The following is a 20,520-nucleotide window of genomic DNA, read 5'->3' on the forward strand; positions in this document are numbered from 1 at the left end:
TCCATAAAAAAAGGAGAATGGTTTTCATGAAAGAAGTAGATATTACAATTACAACTTGATAGCTCGGCGTGTATTTGCTATTATTGAAAAGTATGAACAAAGATGAATAAGGGGGAGGGAATCCGTCATGCGTGTACAAGTAACATTGGCTTGCACAGAATCAGGTGACCGTAATTATATTACGTCAAAGAACAAACGTAAAAACCCAGAGCGCATTGAACTAAGAAAATTTAGTCCGCGATTGAACAAATACACTTTGCATCGCGAAACAAAATAAGCAGGTGGAGGATGCTCCTCTGCTTTTTTTATTGTTTAGGAAATTATGTTTTTACAAGTTGTGGATAACTATCTCCATATTGTTTGATCCGCGTCTAGCTTCAGCGCCCAGCCTCTCGGGGTTAAATAACCTCCAGTCATGAAAGGCAAAGAGCGCCTTTCATGACTGGAGAACATTTACCTGTCGAGGCTGATCAGGGCGCTTGCGCTTTTGTTCTTATATTGGAAGAAATTTTAAGTACACTTGACGGCCGGCCACATTATTTTATAAAAAATGTTCTCTAAGGAGTAACATCATGAGACATAAAAGAGATTTTCGATTACATACTAGAAATGAATTTGAAAGACTATCACATCGTGTTATACAGACAAAAAGCCATTTGGTGTATAGGCAGTTGTTTAATTGGAGTATGTGGAAAAATGCATCAACCGTGGCCCTCACAATGGCTGCCAAAAATGAGATTGATACAAAACCAATAATTGAAAAAGGATGGGAAGAAAATAAATCAATAGCCGTACCTAAAGTCATTCCAAATGAACGAGCTTTAGATTTTTACAACATAACCTCTTTTGATCAAACGAAAGTAGACTTTGCAGGAATTTTCGAGCCTGATCCATTATTAACTACTCATGTTAAAAAGAATCATTTTGATTTAATTATTGTGCCGGGTTTGGCTTTTGATAAACAAAAGTTTCGAATTGGCTTTGGCGGAGGGTACTATGATCGTTTTTTAGAGGGATTAAAGATAACAACATGCTCTTTAGTGCTGGACTTTCAGTTACATGACCATATTCCTCGTGAAGAGCATGACATACCACTAACTGCATTGGTAACCGAAACTGGTATTATAAGTTAAATAACAAAATTGTCATGAAAACCCTGCTTTTTTCTGATCATAAAGTTTGTGAAATAATGTACAATTTATTTATGAGGAGAATGGGGAGGGGTAACGTGGAAAACAATGCAAAAACAACTAGAATTGTAATTATTGGTACGGGAGCTGTCGGCTCTAGTTTTGCATAGATGCTGCTTATCATATTATTGAACGAAAAGGATCTATTTATTACGGTATTGCTATGGGTCTGGTTCGTTCCTGGTGTAGTTAACAATAAAGGAGTACGGGAAGTGATAGAGCTTGATTTAACGAAAGAAGAAAAGGACAAGCTCGCAAATTCGGCTAATGCCTTAAGAAAAACTTCTCAACGAGTATTGGATATTTAAAACTCATTTTTATCAGTATAATACAGTTCAAAACTGCAAAATATACAGGTAAAAAGAGGGCGAGTCATGTTTAGAAACTGGAAAGTAATGATAATGGTATTTGTCATTGTATTTGTGTTTATGCAATTCAGAGGACGATTTTTTCATTTCTTTTTATTAAACCGTCCTTTACGGAGGGTGGCTATTACAATGGCTTTACGTATTCCTCTATTGCGAAAGTATATGCTCACACCATTTTCTTCTCACATGTAATAGTAAAACATCAGTTTAGAAAAAAGGTCACCGTCAGGATAAGACAGGGGCCTTTTTTTCTCCTTTTTAATAACAAAAGTGAAATGAGTAATGTCAATTCGGGTAAATCATTCGATATGGAGAAAGTGGGTTGCTATAATATGGGTTATGGGGGAGTAAGGATGCGCTGGAATACTATTTGTTTTGATTTGGATAATACATTATTTAGTCATGAAGAAGCATTTGAACATGCTATCATGCATACGTTTGAAGAGACATTAAAAGAATTAAATAAAAGTTATGACAATCTGCCGCCTATAAATATAAAAGAATGGTTTCGCACTTTTAAATATAATTGTGATTATTATTGGGGTGATTTTGAAAACAATAAAATGACCCATGAAGAATACCGGAAAATTCGATTTAATAAAACGATGGAAGCGTTTGGACTTCCTGTAGGTCCAAAAAGTGCAAAACAATTTCATGATCAGTATGAAGAAGTAGTGGTAGGTTACAGTGTACCTTTTAAAGGACTTCATGAACTGCTAAGTACGTTAAATAAGACAGAAATTAAACTTGGTATTATAACAAATGGGAAAAAGGAAACTCAAGAGCGTAAAGTGATGCAGTTAGAAATCGAAAAGTATATTCCATTAGAGCACGTCATTGTATCTGAAGACGCGGGTGCCGAAAAGCCTGAACAGGAAATTTTTGATCACGCCTTAGAAAAAATAAATGGTGAAAAGTATAAGGCATTGTTTATAGGAGATTCATGGGAGCTTGATGTCCAGGGAGCAATTTCTGCAAAATGGGATGCTATTTTTTTAAATACCCGCCACGAAAAAAGAACCGACGGTTATGAACCACTTACAGAGCATTTCACACTAAGTGAAACCGCTCAATTTCTTTACCGGTCGCTCCATTTGAAAGGATGACATTTTGTGAAGCCTAACCATCTCTTTTGGAAATTTATTTTTAATTTAGTAATAAAAGAAGACTTAAGAATTATTGATATTAGTCCTGATAAAAAGCAAGTATGGATAGAAAAAGAAGAAAAAGGCAAAAAAGCTGCGATTCGAATTGCTAAAATAGAATATGACTGGATGAAAGACTTAGAAAGAGATAAAGAACAAACTAAACGCATGCTGAGCAGAGTCAAAAAAATGATGCCTGCTAGAAATTTAACGTTTTATAATGTATACATTTCCACTTATCCTCCAGTAGACCTCTATACGAGCTTAGACCTCCATTGGGAAAACGAAGAAGAAATGCAATCTTTTTTCATTGCGTCTGATTCAGCTCAACCTACTGTAGATGATCCTGGTGATGTCTTAAGAAAAATGGGTTTTTACACTCCATGGGAGCAAATTTATGACATATCCGATGAAGATCACCAACGTTATGCTCGTTATTATAGAAAAGAGGTTACACGAAAACAAGAACAATTAGAGCAAAAAGATAGAAATTTACTGCTTTTTGGTAAGCCGCGGTTCACCTATTTACTATTGACAGCTATTCTGCTCGTTTTCTTTGTTGTAGAGAAAGCAGGCGGGAGCACCGATATACTGACATTGATCGAGTTTGGAGCAAAGTATAACCCAGCTATTTTAGAAGGAGAATGGTGGAGATTTTTTTCTGCAATGTTTCTTCATATTGGTTTTTTTCATTTGTTTATGAATTCATTAGCTCTTTTTTATTTAGGTGGAGCGGTAGAAAGAATGTATGGTACATTACGATTTATCATCATTTATTTTATCGCAGGTTTGTTTGGTTCACTTGCTAGTTTTGCTTTTAATGAACAAGTTTCAGCTGGCGCATCAGGAGCTATTTTTGGGTGTTTTGGGGCGTTATTATATTTTGGATTTATTCACAGGAAGTTATTTTTTCGTACCATGGGAATGAATGTGCTAGTTATTTTAGCTATCAACCTTTCGTTTGGTTTTATTGTTCCAGCGGTAGATAATGGGGCGCATATTGGCGGACTTATTGGAGGGTTTCTTGCCTCAGCATTTGTGCATCTTCCAAAGCATGGCTTAAAGGGCAGACAAGTTCCTATCTTTTTATTAACTGCCGTGTTCAGTGCTGTTCTGTTTTGGTATGGGTATGAAAATGACAGTAAAGCTGAATCGCCGCTTCTTGATTTGCAAATTGCCCAAGAACATTTAGAAAGAGAAAACGTGGATGAAGCAGATAATATATTGTCACAAATTCTTGAAAATAATGAGAACGCTCAAGCTTACTTTTTGAAGGGAAATGTGTTTGTGAAAAAAAGTGATTACGAAACGGCTGCTCAATATTTTGAGAAAGCAGCAGAGCTTGAACAAGACTTTCCACAAGCCCATTATAACCTTTCTTTAGTTTATATAGAGTTAAGTCAATACGAAAAAGCTGAAATGGCGCTTGAGCTTGCCAAAAAAACAAATGAATCCCAGGAAGATGAGCGTTTAAATTTTGAGAAGGTTGAAGAGTTACTAAAAGAACGAGAACAATAACCGAACTCATATATTTTTTACTAAAAATGACTATAGTGGATAAATAGAGAAAGCTTTCTTTGTTCAGAGTCCCAGCTGATAAAAGGCATACCTTTTTTTCCTTCAGAGCGGTATTTGCGGCTGCTTTCTAATAACTTAGTATAAATGCCTCCCCACATTTCCTCTAACTCATGGAGTGGAAGGTGATTATCTGAAGAAGGATCCGTAATCACCTTCCAATTATTTATGTCTTCTAATGGGAAAAGCATAACCTCCTCAGGAAGGTTTGCTTCTTCTCGAATAATTCTTTCAATATGGTCTTGTTGTTGTCTGATCACGGCGTCTAATATGTTTTTAGCTTTTTCGTCTTCTTTCGAACGAGGAAATTTAAAGGAATGCATTTCAGTCATTGGTGTATCTAATACATATAATTCATCTTCACTCCAAGAAAAAGAAAAATCCAGAATTCCTTCCGCATAATGAAACGTTAACAGGTGATAGCGGCTGCTTTCTTCTGCAGTCGTTTGTTTGGAAATGTTTAATTCCTTCTGATTTTCCGACCAAGCTGAGGAAAGGTCTTTTAAGTATCCATCCTCAAACAATAAAGAAAAGCCTTGTTGGAATGATACCTTGTTAAATGTTTCAGAACGTCCTGTCCACTCCAAAAGGTATTCATCATCATCTGTAATATGAAGTATTTCGACTTCACTATCAGAAGCGGAAAAAATTTTTTCCTGCTGTTGAAAGGAAAGGTCAACGTCTTTATCGCGTTCATGGGTAGCAAATGTTGCAGGATTAGTCATTAACAAAGAAAAACAAAGAAGAATGAATATGACATAACACAATTTTCTCATACTTAGAAACCCCTGTCCTATTTGTCTATTTTCATTGGTATGTATGTGAAATTAATTCATGACAGGCGATTCTTTATTTTCTTACTAAATTATTTTACCAATTGAGGAGAAAATGGGAAGAAGTGGTGGAAATGGAGAAAAAAATCGGTTAGTAAAAAAATAGAAGAAAATAAAAAGTATCTTTCTAATGAACTAGCTGTAGACAAAAATTTTGACATAATTGAACTTCCTGTCGAGTATAATGGCAGGAAAATGCTTTTTTATATGGTGGACGGGTTTGTTAAATGCTGAACTTATAGATGACGATAAATAAAAATACTGTCTTTTCCATCATTCAACCGGAAAAGACAGTTTTTTATTTACCTAAAAAGGGGGAGAAATATGGGAAAGTTTAAACAACCTTTTCAGTAAGTTTAGAGGGTTTTAAAGTATGATTTCCCGGGACAAACATAGATTATAATAATCGTCTCAACTAATGAGGAGGAAATCATGTTTGCATCTATGATGGAAATAATGCTGGCAGCGGTGACAGTGGGAGCGGCTTCTGTGTATACAAGAGATAAACAGACAATGTTATCTGTGCTTTTTATTTTATTTTTTGCTTCTTTTGCTTATCTTGGTTTTCTTTTATCGAGCTACCACATTATTTACTTAGAGCAGCTTCATTGGACTGTGAATGTAGTTAGGTTTCTGTTGGTTGTAAGTATTGGTGCAGCAGCTATGTTTTCTTTTATTCCTTACCAAGGCTTTTTTCATTCACAGAGTAAACATTTATGGCTGGCAGTTTCGGTATTTTATCTTTTTATTGGTTGGCATGCAGGGCATTGGTTCGGTTCATGGTATATGTTCACAGGTTTAATAATAATGTTTATTATATTTTATGTTTCTGGAAATATTTTACAAGGAATGGTCCATATAAAATTAAGGCAAAGACAGATTGCAGCATACTTTCCATTTCTAATTTTACTTTTATTTTCAATACTTCTGTTGCTATAATAAGGTTATGTATAATGAAATAAATACGATAGCAGATGTTAGAAAATGGCTCATGCAATTTAGAACTATAGTATATACAAAAGATCGACAAACTGACCTGGAGTTAATGGAGGATGAGATCAAGGAAGCTTATCAACTGGGCATGCTGGACCAGGGTTTATATCAAAAAGCTATCATTATACTTAGACAGGAAAAATCCAGACTTCAAGATTAATAGGTGAACAAATAAAGGAGCTGTACATTACATATGGAACAACAATATGTACTAGGGATTGATGTAGGGGGTACCTCCGTAAAACAGGCAGTTTTTACGGTAGACGGAAACATGCTTAAAAAATGGTCCATCTCCACCGATAAAGCAGATAATGGAACTAACATTCTTAAAGATATTTCCGCATCGGTAAATAAAGCATTATCCAGCCTTAAATTAGATAAAAAACAATTTATTGGCGCAGGGGTAGGAGTTCCAGGGTTTATTGACATGGAAAGCGGTATGGTAGACTTTGCTGTAAACATAGGATGGAAAAAATATCCAATTGTACGTATATTATCTGATTACCTCAACATTCCAGTGGCGGTTGATAATGACGCGAATTTAGCTGCTGCGGGTGAATACTGGCGTGGAGCCGGAGATGGCGCAGATGACATGATTTTATTTACTATAGGAACTGGCGTCGGCGGTGGAATTATTGTTAAAGGCGATATTGTTCATGGAGTTGGCGGAATGGGAGGAGAAATTGGTCACGTAACTGTCATTCCAGAAGGAGGAGCCCCTTGTAATTGTGGAAAAGCTGGCTGTCTTGAAACCGTATCATCCGCTACGGGAATCATACGTTTAGCTAAAGAGGAAGCAGAGAAGAACAAGAATTCTTCGCTTTATAAATTGTGGCAGGAAAAAAATGAATTGTCGACAAAAGATATTTTTGAGTTATCAGCAGCAGGGGACCAAACAGCAAATGTTGTTATTGAAAAAGCGATGCATTACCTCGGATTAGCAGCTGCGAATATAGCGAATGTTTTAAACCCACAAAAAATAGTAATTGGCGGTGGTGTCTCAGCCGCAGGAGAACAACTGCTTATCCCTTTACGGAGCCATTACGAGGAATATGCCTTAGAAAGAGTGAAAGCAGATTCTGACTTTGCTCTTGCTGAACTAGGTAACGATGCAGGAGTGACAGGAGCAGCCTGGATGGCGAAGACATACCTAAATGAAGAGAAATAAAGAAAATGGGCTGTCTAAATAGGCAGTCTTCTTTATGTGCAGGGTGATAACTGAAAAGGTCTATAAAATGGTGAACAAGTATTAATCAACTTGGTACTTGCCTTGCATAAAATAATTACATAATCGACAGGAGGGGAGTTTTTACATTGAACAAAAAATTAACACTTATTGGAGTGCCGATGGATCTTGGTCAAAACAGGCGCGGGGTTGATATGGGGCCAAGCGCTATTCGTTATGCAGGAGTATTGGAGAGAATACGTGCTTTAGGGTATGATATAGAAGACAAAGGAGATCTCAGAGTTAAAAAAGAAAGCCCTGGTAAAGAAGATGTTTATAATTTAAGTAACCTGCACGTGGTAACAGAAACTAATAAAACATTAGCAAATACTGTGTCTTCCATATTGGAAGAAGGCCGGTTTCCTCTTGTTCTCGGGGGGGACCATAGCATAGCTATAGGTACTATAGCCGGTACGGCAGGCCATTTTGAAAACCTCGGGGTGATTTGGTATGATGCTCATGGCGATTTGAACACTGCTGAAACCTCTCCTTCAGGTAATATACATGGGATGCCATTGGCTGTCTCCCTCGGGTTAGGTCATGCAGCTTTAACAGGAATTAACGGAAGTTTACCAAAAGTTAAACCTGAAAATGTTGTAATTATAGGAGCAAGAGAGATCGATAAAGGAGAAAAAGATTATATACACCAATCTGGCATGAATGTCTATACTATGCATGAGGTAGACCGCTTAGGTATGCCCGAAGTTATGAAGCAGGCTATTGATTATTTAAAAGGTAGATGTGGTGGTGTCCATTTAAGCCTTGATCTTGATGGCCTGGATCCGCATGATGCCCCGGGAGTGGGCACTCCTATTCTAGGAGGGCTGAATTATAGAGAAAGTCATTTAGCCATGGAAATGCTTGCTGAATCAGACATTATTACTTCTGCGGAATTTGTGGAAGTAAACCCTATTCTTGATGAAAAAAACAAAACAGCCGAGGTGGCTGTAGCATTAATGGGATCACTGTTTGGAGAAAAGTTGAAATAAATGTTTTAAGGAGAAGATGACATGAGTGAATTTCGGACCGAAAGAGATTTCTTGGGAGAAAAAAAAGTACCAGTTGATGCGTATTACGGTATACAAACTATACGAGCGAAAGAAAATTTTCCAATTACAGGCTACCCGCCGCATCCCGAATTAATCAAAGCTTTCGGTTACGTGAAAAAAGCTGCTGCTATGGCAAATAGAGAGGTGGGCGTTTTAAATAAAAACATTGCGGCAGCAATTATACAGGCAGCAGATGAAGTTATAGAAGGAGCCTTTAATGATCAATTTATAGTAGATGCTATTCAAGGCGGTGCAGGAACTTCATTTAATATGAATGCCAATGAAGTTGTTGCAAATCGGGCAATTGAAATTTTAGGAGGAAAAAAGGGGCATTACTTAACTATCAGTCCAAACACACATGTAAATATGGCTCAGTCCACAAATGACTCTTTTCCTACTGCAATTCATATTGCTTCCCTTCGATTGGCAAAAGGATTGATGAAGTCTTTAGAACAAATTATTCTTGCTTTAAAAGAAAAAGAAGCAGAGTTTGATAAAGTCATTAAAATGGGACGTACTCACCTCCAAGACGCTGTACCAATCAGGCTGGGACAGGAATTTGGTGCTTACCGCCGTGTTTTAAGCAGAGATTTAGCAAGAATTAAAGGCTCAGTCGACCATTTATATGAAATTAATATGGGAGCGACAGCAGTCGGGACTGGTTTGAATGCTAAGCCTGAATATATTGAGAAGGTCGCTCAGTATTTGGCTGATATAACGGGCTTTCCATTGTACAGTGCTGAAAATTTAGTGGATGCTACGCAAAATACAGATGCTTATACAGAGCTGTCAGCAGCTTTAAAAGTCCATGCAATAAACCTGTCAAAAATTGCAAATGATTTACGCTTAATGAGTTCCGGCCCGCGAACTGGCCTAAATGAAATTAATCTGCCGCCAAGGCAGCCAGGTTCATCCATAATGCCAGGTAAAGTCAACCCGGTGATGTGTGAAGTAATAAATCAGATCTCTTTTCAAGTAATCGGTAATGATCATACGATCAGCATGGCTTCTGAAGCAGGTCAACTAGAACTAAATGTAATGGAACCAGTATTAGTTTTTAACCTGCTGCAATCTTTATCTGTTTTGCAAAATGGCTTGCAGGTATTCAGAGAACATGCCATCGTTGGCATCAGTGCTAATGTAGAACGCTGTAAAGAAATGGTTGAAAACAGCGTAGGTATTATTACAGCAATAAATCCTCATGTTGGTTACGAAACAGCTTCAAGAATTGCGAAGGAAGCTATTAATACAGGAAGAAGTGTGAGAGAAATTTGTTTGGAGAGAGATATTTTAAGTGAAGAAGAACTGGATGAAATTTTAGATGCAAAAGAAATGACCAACCCTGGAATAGCAGGAGCAAAATTTTTGTTATAACGCCAAATAGAGAAAGGAATGGGGCTGTCTTGCGGAGGCAGCTCCTTTTCGATTTTAAAGCTTTGGAGACCCTCCTTCCCTTATATTTAATTAGTTATTAAAGGCTTTTTTAATTTTTTCAAGTGCCCATTCGAGTTCTTCTTTTTTTACAATAAGAGGTGGAGCAAGACGAATAACATTCTCGTGTGTTTCTTTACATAACAGGCCTTTATTTTTTAATTTTTCACAATAGGGGCGTGCTGGTATATGTAATTCCATACCAATAAAAAGCCCTTTTCCTCGAATTTCTTTGATCAACGGGTGTTTAATGGACGCAAGTTCCTTTATAAACCATTCACCTAGTTTATATGACTTCTCCCATAATTTATCTTTTTCAATAACTTCAAGGGAAGCAAGCGCGACAGCTGCAGCTAAAGGATTACCTCCGAAGGTCGACCCATGTGATCCTGGTTCGAACACTGCTAACATTTCTTTTTTGGAACAAACAGCCGAAATAGGAAATACTCCACCACCAAGTGCCTTTCCAAGAAGAACCATATCCGGCTTAACATTTTCCCATTCACAAGTAAGAAGCTTTCCAGTTCGGCCAAGACCAGACTGTATTTCATCAGCAATAAAAATAATATTATTTTGTCTGCATATTTGTTCAACTTCCTTTAAATACCCTTTAGGGGGGATAATAATACCTGCTTCTCCTTGAATCGGCTCTGTCAAAAAAGCAGCGGTATTGGGTGTAATGGCGTTACGAAGAGCTTCGCTGTCTCCAAATGGGATGGTTTTTATACCAGAAAGTAAGGGGCCAAAATCTTTTTTGTATTCAGCACTTGAAGACAAAGAAACCGCTGTTATTGTACGGCCATGAAAGTTATTTTTACAAACAATGATTTCAGCTTCATTATTCTTCACGCCTTTTTGCTGATAAGCCCACCTTCTTGCTGCTTTGATAGCTGTTTCTACGGCTTCAGCCCCCGTATTCATAGGCAGTATCATTTCCATATTTGTTAAATGTGCAAGTTTTTCATAAAAAGGAGGCAGTTTGTCATTATGAAAAGCACGAGATGTTAAAGTAATACGGTCTGCTTGTTCTTTCAAAGCTGAAATAATTTTAGGATGACGATGCCCCTGATTTAGTGCGGAATAGGCGCTTAACATATCAAGGTATTTTTTTCCCTCTATATCTTCTACCCACACACCTTCACCTTTAGATAAAACTACAGGAAGAGGCAGGTAATTTTTAGCGCCATATTGATCATGTAAGTGAATCACTTTTTCTGTTTTGTTCATCAAACCACTCCTTACCAAAATGTCCGGCTGTTCTTCGTTATTATATGCAAACTCTTTGCCAAGTTTTTAAAAGTTCAGCGTAAAGAATAGCGTGTCTAAGTATTTGAAGTGCAAAATAATTTTGCGTTAAAAACCGAAAAGATATTTTGCTGCAAATAATATTTGCATTCCTATAGCCAGAAGTTTAACCTGAAAGAAGGAAGGTGGTTTTCTATGTCTCTTCAGGAATTGAGTAAACAAGAGCTGATCCGTTTAATTGAGTTTTTATCACAGCAGCTTGATATAGGGGTGCATGTTGTTGATAAAAAGGGCAAAACCATTTTATATAATGGAAAGATGGCTGCTATCGAAGAAATGAAGCCAGCTGAAATATTAGGATATGACATAAAAAAGAAGTTCCAATTCAAGGATTACAGTACATTAATAGAAGCGTTAGAAGAGAGGCAAAAGAAAAAATCAGTTCAGCAGACATATTTTAATTCATATGGTAAAGAAATAAATACCTCTAATTACACTTTTCCTGTAAAGATGGAAGGCAAGGTAATTGCTGCTGTTGAATTATCTAAAGATATGACCAGGTTTGAACGATTAATTGAAGAAAAGAGAAAAAAATTTACTGCTTTTACATTTGATCAAATAATTGGGACTAGTTTGCCGATAAAAGAAGTAATCCAGGATTCAAAAAGAGCAACCAGAACTTCGTCGTCTGTTTTAATAGCTGGGGAAACAGGAACAGGTAAGGAACTTTTTGCTCAAAGTTTGCACACAGGCAGTAACAGGTCAGGCAGACCATTTATTTCCCAAAACTGCGCCGCGATACCAGAACATTTAATGGAAAGCATATTATTTGGAACAAAATCTGGAGCGTTTACTGGAGCAAAAGAGCGAGAAGGTTTATTTGAACAGGCTGGCGGGGGAACATTGCTTTTGGATGAAATTAACTCTCTTCCTCCTTCTCTGCAAGCCAAATTATTAAGAGTTCTTCAGGAAAAAAAAGTCAGAAGACTCGGGGATTCAAAAGAAAGAAATGTCGATGTTCGTATTATTGCAACCATTAATGAAGACCCGGTTGAAGAAATTGCTGCTGGGAGACTTCGTAAAGACTTATATTATAGACTTGGAGTGGTTTCCTTAATTATTCCGCCATTACGGGAGAGGAAAGAAGATATTTATGCATTAACTGCTTATTTTTTAAAAAAGTTTAATAAGTTATTTCAAATGCAGGTGAAAATTTGTTCGAAGGAAGTAATGAATATATTTCTTAATTATGATTGGCCAGGCAACGTAAGAGAATTGGAGCACATTATCGAGGGAGCTATGAACCTTATGGAAGATGATGAAACGTTACTTTGTTTTGCTCATCTGCCTGCCCATTTCCGCCCTCTGAGAAGAAAGAAGAAATTGCAATCTCTAAGGTTTCATGTGTCTTCAAGAAATAACGAAGAAAATACTGCCTTAGATAAAAAAGCCTTAAAACCGTTGGATTGTGTCCTTAAAGAAAAAGAAAGAGAATATATTATTCATGCACTGACTCGTTTTAAGGGAAATGTTTCACATACGGCTGCTGCTATCGGGACCAGCCGTCAGTCTTTGCAATATCGTATGAAAAAGCTGTGTATTACTAAAGATGCCGTATGGAAAGAATGACAGTAAATATTAAAAAGGAGGAAGGCAGGCATGTTTAATGGAAATAAATTAGTCGTTATATTGCCATTAATTTTAATGGTTTTTCTTTTTGCAGGAGGAAGTTTTTACATAAATCAAGCCGAAGTAATAAATAACGAAGAGCTTGATGAACAAATTAATTGGGAAACAAGTCTTTCCTCCACTGGTGAAGCTTCTATCTTAGAGGCTTCATGGAATTGGAATGTTACCCCGGATGATGGTATGGAGGGAGAAGATTACATTGGAGTAACTTTTATTGATGAAAATGGCGAGATGATGCCAGCAGAAATAATAGAGGAGTATGAATTAACTTTAACACTTAAAGATCAGGAAATAGAAGAAGATGGCATAACAGCTGATAACGGTATAATTTTTTCATTCCCTAATTCAATAGAAGAAAATGAAACACTTGGAGATAAGGGCTCACTTCGTGTCGAAACAAGTGGAGAAGCTGTTCCTGTACGTGCGGTGATCAGCCATTTGCATACTTGGGAAGAACATGGAGGACTTCAATCGAACGATGCGAGGTTTTTTGATAGGGATTTTGGGGGTAAAAAGGATAATGATGAATCATTTTTCTGGGTGTCAGAACGATTTGTTGATTTAAAAAACGAGAAAGGCAGTTCTAACAGCTGATGAAGGGTCTCTCTTATCAAAACGGTGTTTTATTTTTCGGGAGCAAGTATATTGGGTGGGCCAGCGTTAAGAACAACAAACCAGTTTCTGAAGTCCTTCCTTTCAACTCAGCTTCTATGTTAAAGATAGCCTTGAATGTGTTTAAGGCCATGCCGGCATGGTACAAAACAATTTTTTTTATATGGGCTGCGGCAGTACTTGTTCCGCCCGTATTTCATTCATATGAAGTCACAGCTTTTCCTGAGCTTCCCTTTTACACCTTTATTTATTTCCTTTTAGGAACCCATTTTATATTTCCAAAACAATTAAAGATGTTTCATGGTGCGGAGCATAAGGTATTTAGTTTTAAAGGAGTAAAAAAAAGAAGAAATATTTATCGAATAAAAAAAGCAAATATAACAAATCGTTATTGTTCAACTAATATAGTGGTTATGTACTTTTTGACTGTTTTAATTTTTACTCCTTTTTTCTATCTATGGTATTCAATAGAACAAGCTGCAGCCATCGTTTCTTACAGTGCAGTAGTCTTCGTTCCCATTTTACACCGCATTATTCAAAGAAAAAAAATGTCTATTTTTAGAAAGCCAATACTAGGAGTATCATATGCTGTTCAACGCCGTATCACTTGTTCTCATCCAGAAAGAATTCATTTGTTAACTGCAGTAGAAGCCTACAGGGCATTAGCTGAAAAAGAATTTCCTTATCTTTTAAAGGAAAAACCAAAAAAGAAGAAGGAGGAGAAAAAAATGGCTATTATTGATATCACAGTGGTTCCGGTTGGTACAGAGTCAACAAGTATGAGTGAAGATGTAGCAGAGATTCAAAAGGTGCTAGAAATGCATTCAGAGAAAATTGATTTTCAGCTGACATCAATGAGTACTATTGTTGAAGGCGATTTAAAGGATCTCTTCCCAATCGTCCAAGAACTTCATGAAATTCCTTTTAATCGGGGTGCAAAACGTGTTACTACCAATATACGATTAGATGACCGAAGGGATACAGGTCATGAAAGCATGAAAGGGAAAGTTAATTCAGTAGAAAATAAAATGAATTAAATAAAAAGGGAGGCATTTTGCTCTCCCTTTTTTATAATCTCAGATATTTTAAGTTATAAAGATAACTGTTAAATCTGTTACTTTAGAAATGGCTGGGATGGCAGGGTTCGAACCTGCGCATCACGGAATCAAAATCCGTTGCCTTACCACTTGGCTACATCCCATCAACAGTTTTTATTATAGACGTACTTATTTTTTTTATTCATATAAAAAATTTTTATTTTAAGAAGGATTTTTTCATTATAGCTAGAAATATTATTATCAGGTAAATAAGAAAGGAAGGTGATTTATTGTCGAATGTGGAATGGGAAAGCAGAAAATTGATTGAACGTGCTTTGGCTTTAGATGCTACCGATATTCATTTGCATCCTAACGAACGCGATACTTTTCTCTTCTTTCGAGTTCAGGGAAAACTGCATCATATGCAATCCTTAAAGAAAAGAGATGCAGACCGCTTAATTGCCCATTTTAAGTTTAGGGCGGGAATGGACATTGGTGAACAGCGCCGTCCTCAAAATGGATCGTTTATGCTGAAAAACATCTCTCCTCCTGTAAATCTTCGCTTTTCTACCATCCCTGCATACTTTCGTGAAAGTTTGTCTATTCGTCTGCTACCTCAAAATGATTTTTTTCCTCTATCTTCTTTGTCATTTGTCCCTGCTGTCACTAATTTTTTTCGACACTTACTTACTCATCACAACGGTATGGTTATTTTAACAGGGCCAACAGGCTGCGGAAAAACAACTACTTTATATGCTTTTATGAACGCGTTAAGACAAGCAGCATACGCACGTGTTATAAGCATTGAAGATCCAATTGAAATTAGAAATAAAATGTTTATTCAAACAGAAATTAACGAAAGAGCCGGCCTGACTTACACAGAATTGTTAAAGGCATCAATGCGCCATGATCCAGACGCTCTATTAATTGGAGAGATAAGGGATTCAGAAACAGCCGCACTTGCTGTTCGTGCAGCTCTTACGGGCCATTTAGTATTTACCACGATGCATGCAAGTTCTCCACATGGAGCTATAAAAAGACTGGTTGAATTTGGGTTTTCTATGCTTGATTTACAAGAGACGCTGCTGTGTATTACTTCTCAATTTTTAGTTCCCCGTTATTGTTCTTTATGCAAAAGTCAGCAATGCTCACCGTATTGCCATACACATGGAAGCTCCTCTCGTGTAGCACTCTTTGATATTTTAGCTGAGAATGATCTTTTAAGAACATTAAATGAAAAAAGCACATCATTACTAACCATTTCCCACCAAGACCAAATCAATAAGGGAATAGCACTTGGGCTTTTCTCTAAAAATATGAAGACAAGGAGAAATTTTACGATGTATGCGAAAGAAATGGAGTAAAAACGCAGGCGCAGAATTTTTATTAAAAGCTGGAGAACTTTTGGATCAAGGGTACCCTCTTGACCAAGTTTTGCATTTACTGACCTGGGAGCAGCCTGAACAAGTGAAAATGATAATATATGATATGAGGGAACAGTTAAGAAGAGGTGTCCCCTTTCATGAAGTGCTTGCCCAAAAAAACTTCCCTTCTGATATCACCGCTTATGTGTTTTTTTCTGAACAGTGCGGCTCCCTGCAGCAAGGTCTTTTCGGAGCTGGTGAACTTTATCAAAAAAGATTAAATACACTCACGAATATTCGTCGTTTTATGAGGTACCCTCTCCTTTTACTTTGGATGCTTATTTTAATATCTATTGTCATGCTGCATTTTTTATTTCCGCAATTCAGTCAATTATTTGCCTCTCTAAATATCGATTTTCCTTTATTAACGCTTATTATGATTCAAGTGTTTCAATACTCCCCATACTTGCTTCTTTTCATTTTTTCGATTATTTTTTTGTTCTTTCTATATTACTTAAAGGTTTTCCGTCATTTTTCTCCTCAAAAGCAAGTAGAACTGCTTCTTCGTGTTCCTTTTTTAGATACGTTTGTTCGTTTATTTCTTACCTACTATTTCTCCTTACAGTTTAGCAGTATGTTAAAAGGTGGCCTTTCTATATATGAAGCCTGTATGGTCTTTGAAAAACAACACCATTTTTTGTTTTTTCAAGCCGAAGGCACCCTATTAAAACAGCAGCTTAAAGAGGGAGAGCAGCTTCATTCAGCCTTAGAGGCAGCTGGTTGGTATCAAAAGGAAATGAAGTATGTGGTTCAGCATGGACAGGCTTCAGGAAAACTTGGTGAAGATCTTTATTTCTACAGTGAGAAGGTATTTCAATTGCTAGAGAGTAAAGTGAAAAAAATAGTAATGGCTGTACAGCCTGTTATGTTCTGTTTTATTGGTATCATTATTTTAGGGATGTTTTTATCTGTGTTTTTACCAATGTTTCAGTTAATGACTTCTATTTAAAAGATCAAAATTATAAGGAGCTTAAAAAAATGAATTACACCGAAAAAATCAAATGGCAGCAAGACTTACTGGAAAAAGTACAGAACATCGAAACAAGAATTATGGTGCTAGAAGAGACAAAAGAGAAAGATATAATCAGCTTGCTTAAATTAGTTGGACGTAAAAATAAATAAGAATGGAAGGGTTGTAATGAAAACCAAAGTTTGGAACGAAAAAGGTTTCACAATGATAGAGATAAAGGTGGGCAAAAACATATAGATGATCCCATAAACACTAAATCTGGAACGATATCTTGTATATGGGATTCTTAAGTTGTCCATGCTCTTTCACAATCGAGCTCGATTACCGAAGAGTTTTATTGCAAAAATCTTGGATATATAAAAAATAATATTCTGGAAACCCTTTAGTATAGAGGTGATTTTATGGACAAACAGCATTTAAAACTCACATCGTCGGAAATTGGAACATTGTGGGCAGAATATATAAATGGAACGGCGATTGAAATAGTAAATAAATATATGCTATCCATTATAGAGGATGAAAAGATAAGAGCTGTTTTTGAAGATGCTTTACAGACTTTTGAAAAACAAAAGAAACAGATAACAACATTCCTTGAAAACGAAGGATTTCCAATTCCAATTGGGTTTAATGAATCAGATCTTAATAAAGGAACAAAAAGATTATTTTCGGACATATTCTGTTTACACTATTTACACATTATGACACTACATGGTTTATTAGGACATATAGGGGCACTTAGTTCTTCTGTAAGAGAAGATTTACGGAGTTTTTATGATTCTTGTGATAATGACGGAAAGAGGATGTATCACCAAACTATTGAATTATTATTAGAAAAAGGACACTTTCAAAGAGATCCGTATTTTTATCCTGAAACAAGTCCCGAATTTATTTCAGGCCAACAATTTTTAGACGGCTTTTTTAGTGACAAACGCCCTTTAGCTGCAACAGAAATGGTTACTCTTTCATTAAACGTCAAAAAAAAAATAATGGAAAAAACTCTTTCTATTGCATTTAGTCAGGTGACGCAGTCAAATGAGGTTAGAAAATTTTTAATGAATACACAAAAAACTTCTGACCAACAAATTCAGTCATTGAGTAAAATACTACATGACGATGATCTACCTGTACCCATGTCTTGGGAATCAGAAATAACAACTTCTCAAGACGCTCCCTTTTCAGACAAGCTAATGCTATATCATATTGGTTTTTTATTACAAACCGCACAAGCTTATCATGGTACAGGACTTGCGGTCGCTATGCGAACCGATCTTGCAATGAATTATGAAAAAATCATATTAAAAAACTTATTGGTTACAAAAGATTGGTTTGACTTGATGACAAAATATAAGTGGTTTGAGCAGCCACCACTTGCCCCAAATCGTAAAAAGATTGCAAAAGGTAAATAACAATTTTCTTCCTACAAGATGGAGCGGAGTGTCAATGTAACTCTACCTTTTTTATACTAAGGAAAAAAATTAAAGTTAAGCAACACTAAATTGTGAGTAACCTAAAAAGGAAAGAAAGCTTGAAAATAATTTAATAACGTCTACAATCACATGGATGGATAACATGAATCGAAATAACAAGTATGAAATATTACTTTGGAGTGTTGCATTTCCAGGTTTTGGCCAAATTTTAAATAGAAAGTTTTTCAAAGGATTTCTTTTTATAACATTGGAATTTTTGATTAATGTCCAATCCAACTTTAACAAAGTGATCCTTTTAAGTATTCATGGGGAGATAGAAAAAGCAATTCAACAAGCGAATTATCAATGGTTAATGTTTTACCCTTGTTTGTACTTTTTTGCAGTATGGGACGCATACAAAGATGTTGGCGGAGGTAAATCGCCATTTGCATTTTTACCATTTGCATTTGCCTCCTATTCTGTAACAGTTGGTCTAATTTTTTCGCCAACATTCAAGATGATGGGGATATTATTGGGCCCTGTATGGTTACCCATGTTATCCGTGATACCGGGAGTAGTAATCGGTCTGTTAATAAAAAAATTAAATAATTAATGCTCCAGTTAATCTAACAAAGAAGACTTATTTTGAATTCTCTTGTTCTTCAACAATATGGTCCCGATTGCAGAACACTGTGTTTTTTTATATAAATATTATAGATCACCTAATTTTACCCCGGTATTGTTCTTTGTAGCTTCTCTTTTTTGTGAAGTGCCAAGTGTTTGGATCAGGATCGATAGGGATTTCTAATTCAACGGGTGCTCCACCTTCTAATGAACCTATAAGCACAAGTTTCTCTTCATATGCTTTGGCGTATGGAAATAATTCACCGAGTAAGTTTGCCTGTTCTAATGGTGTTAATTCCTTTTCAATACTCTCGGCGATTTCTAAGTATTCATAAAGCATTTCATAATTCCATTCTTGTTTTCGGTACATATCTAATTTACTTTCAATACCTTCTTTTAAGCCTTGAAGCTGCTGCACTTCACTTTCGAGAACAGCTTGTCTTTTAGATAGCTGCTCTTTTGAAAAAGTTCCATCCAGGTATAAATCAAGAAGTTTATCCAACTTCTCCTGATTCTTGCTTAAAGTATCTGTAATGTTATTTAAGGAAGCCTGTAGCTCATTGACTTCCTCATTATCAACTTGAAGGTCCACATAATTCATTGCTAACTCTTCATCAGAAAGGATATCTTTTATAGCTCTAATTATATTTTGATCAACTCGTACCGTGTTAATGGATATATCACAAACTGACTCATCATTTATCCTCATCGTTCTACCGTGTTTAATATAATATCTAGGATTTTGTACATTTCCATTTTGCTGCACATTTAATTTTCTCCCGCAATAACCACACGTGATAAGAGTACGTCGTAATATATGAAGGTTATCCTTTCGGCGACTTGTAACTTTGAATATTTTTCCTCGCTTTTCTCTTTCTCTCTGAATTCGGTCATATGTTTCTTTAGTCCGAAGAGGGGGATAAATGTTTTCAATGGTGATTACTTCACCGTTAGAAAACGTCTTTTCCATTACACCGTGAAAAGCTTTGGAAACAAGCCTGCGGTGAATTAATGTTTCGTTCCATAGCTTTCCTGCAGGGGTGCGTGATATTTCATTTAAATGATTTGAAATGGCATTCATACCTAGTTGGTCTTCAAGGTAGAGTTTATCTATTGTGGGGATTACCCAGGCCCATTTATCATCGATGACAAAGCGTTCATTTGCTTTATCATATATGTAACCAATAGGTGCTCTTCCCCAAGGTTTTCCTTCTCTCATACGTTGACGTTTTCCACGCATCATTCGTTTTACAATCGACTTCTTTTCTCTTCGAGCAATAAGGTTTTTAATATCTGATATAAACTCTTGGTCTTCGTCAGCTAAATCAGTTACACTTCCAGGCTCAGCGATTTTTACGTTATTGTCACGAAGAGTTGATTTTAAATATTCCCATGCTACTGTATCAAGACGGGAAAGACGATCCTGGTCAATACAAAGTACAACGTCTATACGACCGTCTTCTAAGAGGTCTAACATGGAGTTTAATCCTTTTTTGTTTAATTTCCCTCCGGATTCAACATCTTTAAATTCTCCAATGACCTTCCAGTTTTGTTGTTCAGCATATGTAGCAAGTTCCGTTTTTTGAGCCGAAAGGGAGAACTTATCAGCTTCTGATTGTAATTTTGTACTTACTCGAATATAGATTGCGCAACGCATACAATCCCCCAACTTTATATGTTTTTGAAAAGGTTGTGACATTAAAT

General features: G+C 36.3%; 21 protein-coding genes, 1 tRNA gene and 1 pseudogene. 19 read left to right on the top strand and 4 right to left on the bottom strand.

Annotated features, from left to right (window positions below):
* The first annotated feature begins 127 nt into the window (after positions 1-127).
* The 6 genes and pseudogenes from rpmG (at position 128) to ACE1TI_RS13225 (ending at position 4,221) form a co-directional block, all read left to right on the top strand.
* Positions 128-277 carry a 50S ribosomal protein L33 gene (gene rpmG, locus ACE1TI_RS13200; protein WP_375008054.1) on the top strand — a complete coding sequence of 50 codons (150 nt, stop codon included), beginning with the start codon at positions 128-130 and terminating at the stop codon, positions 275-277.
* Positions 278-572: 295 nt separating this feature from the next.
* A complete protein-coding gene (locus ACE1TI_RS13205) occupies positions 573-1,133 on the top strand; it encodes a 5-formyltetrahydrofolate cyclo-ligase (RefSeq protein WP_375008055.1) in 561 nt (186 codons plus the stop codon).
* Positions 1,134-1,299: 166 nt separating this feature from the next.
* Positions 1,300-1,498, top strand: a pseudogene (locus ACE1TI_RS13210) (L-lactate dehydrogenase); the annotation flags it as partial.
* 66 nt (positions 1,499-1,564) lie between these two features.
* On the top strand, positions 1,565-1,750 hold the full coding sequence (locus tag ACE1TI_RS13215; protein WP_375008056.1) for a hypothetical protein: 186 nt from the start codon (positions 1,565-1,567) through the stop codon (positions 1,748-1,750).
* A gap of 161 nt (positions 1,751-1,911) precedes the next feature.
* Complete coding sequence (locus ACE1TI_RS13220; protein WP_375008057.1) at positions 1,912-2,664, top strand: HAD family hydrolase; 753 nt, start codon at positions 1,912-1,914, stop codon at positions 2,662-2,664.
* Positions 2,665-2,670: 6 nt separating this feature from the next.
* Positions 2,671-4,221, top strand: coding sequence for a rhomboid family intramembrane serine protease (locus ACE1TI_RS13225; RefSeq protein ID WP_375008058.1), 1,551 nt, complete (start codon positions 2,671-2,673; stop codon positions 4,219-4,221).
* Between the two features lie 20 nt (positions 4,222-4,241).
* On the opposite strand, the gene ACE1TI_RS13230 is transcribed toward ACE1TI_RS13225, so the two are convergent.
* Positions 4,242-5,054, bottom strand: a complete 813-nt coding sequence (locus tag ACE1TI_RS13230; protein ID WP_375008059.1) for a hypothetical protein — start codon at positions 5,052-5,054, stop codon at positions 4,242-4,244.
* A 489-nt stretch (positions 5,055-5,543) separates the two neighbouring features.
* Here ACE1TI_RS13230 and ACE1TI_RS13235 point away from each other — a divergent pair, with 489 nt between their 5' ends.
* From ACE1TI_RS13235 to aspA, 5 genes are all read left to right on the top strand, one after another.
* Positions 5,544-6,050 carry a hypothetical protein gene (locus ACE1TI_RS13235; protein WP_375008060.1) on the top strand — a complete coding sequence of 169 codons (507 nt, stop codon included), beginning with the start codon at positions 5,544-5,546 and terminating at the stop codon, positions 6,048-6,050.
* A gap of 7 nt (positions 6,051-6,057) precedes the next feature.
* A complete protein-coding gene (locus ACE1TI_RS13240; RefSeq protein WP_375008061.1) occupies positions 6,058-6,264 on the top strand; it encodes a YqgQ family protein in 207 nt (68 codons plus the stop codon).
* A 33-nt stretch (positions 6,265-6,297) separates the two neighbouring features.
* Complete coding sequence (locus tag ACE1TI_RS13245) at positions 6,298-7,272, top strand: ROK family glucokinase (RefSeq protein ID WP_375008062.1); 975 nt, start codon at positions 6,298-6,300, stop codon at positions 7,270-7,272.
* Between the two features lie 179 nt (positions 7,273-7,451).
* The gene (gene rocF, locus ACE1TI_RS13250) at positions 7,452-8,318 is read left to right on the top strand and encodes an arginase (RefSeq protein ID WP_375008121.1); all 867 of its coding nucleotides are present in this window, start codon (positions 7,452-7,454) and stop codon (positions 8,316-8,318) included.
* A 21-nt stretch (positions 8,319-8,339) separates the two neighbouring features.
* Positions 8,340-9,752 carry an aspartate ammonia-lyase gene (gene aspA / locus ACE1TI_RS13255; protein WP_375008063.1) on the top strand — a complete coding sequence of 471 codons (1,413 nt, stop codon included), beginning with the start codon at positions 8,340-8,342 and terminating at the stop codon, positions 9,750-9,752.
* Between the two features lie 90 nt (positions 9,753-9,842).
* On the opposite strand, the gene ACE1TI_RS13260 is transcribed toward aspA, so the two are convergent.
* Complete coding sequence (locus ACE1TI_RS13260) at positions 9,843-11,036, bottom strand: ornithine--oxo-acid transaminase (protein WP_375008064.1); 1,194 nt, start codon at positions 11,034-11,036, stop codon at positions 9,843-9,845.
* Positions 11,037-11,249: 213 nt separating this feature from the next.
* Between ACE1TI_RS13260 and ACE1TI_RS13265 the strand changes: the two genes are divergently transcribed.
* Genes ACE1TI_RS13265 through ACE1TI_RS13275 form a run of 3 tightly spaced genes read left to right on the top strand, consistent with a single transcriptional unit; the run spans position 11,250 to position 14,392 of the window.
* Entirely contained in the window at positions 11,250-12,683 is a 1,434-nt protein-coding gene (locus ACE1TI_RS13265; protein WP_375008065.1) for a sigma-54 interaction domain-containing protein, read from the top strand.
* Positions 12,684-12,713: 30 nt separating this feature from the next.
* Positions 12,714-13,337: a hypothetical protein gene (locus ACE1TI_RS13270; protein ID WP_375008066.1), complete on the top strand. Its 624-nt coding sequence runs from the start codon at positions 12,714-12,716 to the stop codon at positions 13,335-13,337.
* Positions 13,337-14,392 (top strand): MTH1187 family thiamine-binding protein, encoded by a 1,056-nt coding sequence (locus tag ACE1TI_RS13275; protein WP_375008067.1) that lies wholly within the window; start codon positions 13,337-13,339, stop codon positions 14,390-14,392. Before ACE1TI_RS13270 ends, ACE1TI_RS13275 begins: the two co-directional genes overlap by 1 nt.
* A gap of 89 nt (positions 14,393-14,481) precedes the next feature.
* Here ACE1TI_RS13275 and ACE1TI_RS13280 read toward each other — a convergent pair.
* A tRNA-Gln gene (locus ACE1TI_RS13280) sits at positions 14,482-14,556 on the bottom strand.
* Positions 14,557-14,691: 135 nt separating this feature from the next.
* Between ACE1TI_RS13280 and comGA the strand changes: the two genes are divergently transcribed.
* The 5 genes from comGA to ACE1TI_RS13305 all read left to right on the top strand — a co-directional run bounded on the left by comGA (position 14,692) and on the right by ACE1TI_RS13305 (position 18,805).
* Positions 14,692-15,756 (top strand): competence type IV pilus ATPase ComGA, encoded by a 1,065-nt coding sequence (gene comGA / locus ACE1TI_RS13285; RefSeq protein WP_375008122.1) that lies wholly within the window; start codon positions 14,692-14,694, stop codon positions 15,754-15,756.
* On the top strand, positions 15,737-16,765 hold the full coding sequence (comGB, locus tag ACE1TI_RS13290) for a competence type IV pilus assembly protein ComGB (protein WP_375008068.1): 1,029 nt from the start codon (positions 15,737-15,739) through the stop codon (positions 16,763-16,765). The genes comGA and comGB overlap by 20 nt, the downstream gene beginning before the upstream one ends.
* Positions 16,766-16,794: 29 nt before the next feature.
* Positions 16,795-16,938 (top strand): hypothetical protein, encoded by a 144-nt coding sequence (locus tag ACE1TI_RS13295; RefSeq protein WP_375008069.1) that lies wholly within the window; start codon positions 16,795-16,797, stop codon positions 16,936-16,938.
* A gap of 249 nt (positions 16,939-17,187) precedes the next feature.
* Positions 17,188-18,192, top strand: coding sequence for a DUF3231 family protein (locus ACE1TI_RS13300; RefSeq protein WP_375008070.1), 1,005 nt, complete (start codon positions 17,188-17,190; stop codon positions 18,190-18,192).
* Positions 18,193-18,355: 163 nt separating this feature from the next.
* Positions 18,356-18,805, top strand: a complete 450-nt coding sequence (locus ACE1TI_RS13305) for a hypothetical protein (RefSeq protein ID WP_375008071.1) — start codon at positions 18,356-18,358, stop codon at positions 18,803-18,805.
* A gap of 105 nt (positions 18,806-18,910) precedes the next feature.
* On the opposite strand, the gene ACE1TI_RS13310 is transcribed toward ACE1TI_RS13305, so the two are convergent.
* Complete coding sequence (locus tag ACE1TI_RS13310) at positions 18,911-20,473, bottom strand: recombinase family protein (protein ID WP_375008072.1); 1,563 nt, start codon at positions 20,471-20,473, stop codon at positions 18,911-18,913.
* Between the last annotated feature and the right edge of the window lie 47 nt (positions 20,474-20,520).

Origin of the sequence: Alteribacillus sp. JSM 102045, from assembly GCF_041949975.1 — a bacterium.
Lineage (GTDB): Bacteria > Bacillota > Bacilli > Bacillales > Marinococcaceae > Alteribacillus.

Coding starts and splice junctions, on each gene's coding strand:
- ACE1TI_RS13235 (WP_375008060.1), top strand. CDS start 5,544: ATGTTTGCATCTATGATGGAAATAATGCTGGCAGCGGTGACAGTGGGA.
- ACE1TI_RS13245 (WP_375008062.1), top strand. CDS start 6,298: ATGGAACAACAATATGTACTAGGGATTGATGTAGGGGGTACCTCCGTA.
- ACE1TI_RS13305 (WP_375008071.1), top strand. CDS start 18,356: ATGAATCGAAATAACAAGTATGAAATATTACTTTGGAGTGTTGCATTT.
- ACE1TI_RS13295 (WP_375008069.1), top strand. CDS start 16,795: ATGAATTACACCGAAAAAATCAAATGGCAGCAAGACTTACTGGAAAAA.
- rocF (WP_375008121.1), top strand. CDS start 7,452: ATGGATCTTGGTCAAAACAGGCGCGGGGTTGATATGGGGCCAAGCGCT.
- rpmG (WP_375008054.1), top strand. CDS start 128: ATGCGTGTACAAGTAACATTGGCTTGCACAGAATCAGGTGACCGTAAT.
- aspA (WP_375008063.1), top strand. CDS start 8,340: ATGAGTGAATTTCGGACCGAAAGAGATTTCTTGGGAGAAAAAAAAGTA.
- ACE1TI_RS13275 (WP_375008067.1), top strand. CDS start 13,337: ATGAAGGGTCTCTCTTATCAAAACGGTGTTTTATTTTTCGGGAGCAAG.
- ACE1TI_RS13240 (WP_375008061.1), top strand. CDS start 6,058: ATGTATAATGAAATAAATACGATAGCAGATGTTAGAAAATGGCTCATG.
- ACE1TI_RS13260 (WP_375008064.1), bottom strand. CDS start 11,036: ATGAACAAAACAGAAAAAGTGATTCACTTACATGATCAATATGGCGCT.
- ACE1TI_RS13265 (WP_375008065.1), top strand. CDS start 11,250: ATGTCTCTTCAGGAATTGAGTAAACAAGAGCTGATCCGTTTAATTGAG.
- ACE1TI_RS13310 (WP_375008072.1), bottom strand. CDS start 20,473: ATGCGTTGCGCAATCTATATTCGAGTAAGTACAAAATTACAATCAGAA.
- ACE1TI_RS13230 (WP_375008059.1), bottom strand. CDS start 5,054: ATGAGAAAATTGTGTTATGTCATATTCATTCTTCTTTGTTTTTCTTTG.
- ACE1TI_RS13215 (WP_375008056.1), top strand. CDS start 1,565: ATGTTTAGAAACTGGAAAGTAATGATAATGGTATTTGTCATTGTATTT.
- ACE1TI_RS13300 (WP_375008070.1), top strand. CDS start 17,188: ATGGACAAACAGCATTTAAAACTCACATCGTCGGAAATTGGAACATTG.
- ACE1TI_RS13220 (WP_375008057.1), top strand. CDS start 1,912: ATGCGCTGGAATACTATTTGTTTTGATTTGGATAATACATTATTTAGT.
- ACE1TI_RS13270 (WP_375008066.1), top strand. CDS start 12,714: ATGTTTAATGGAAATAAATTAGTCGTTATATTGCCATTAATTTTAATG.
- ACE1TI_RS13205 (WP_375008055.1), top strand. CDS start 573: ATGAGACATAAAAGAGATTTTCGATTACATACTAGAAATGAATTTGAA.
- comGB (WP_375008068.1), top strand. CDS start 15,737: ATGCGAAAGAAATGGAGTAAAAACGCAGGCGCAGAATTTTTATTAAAA.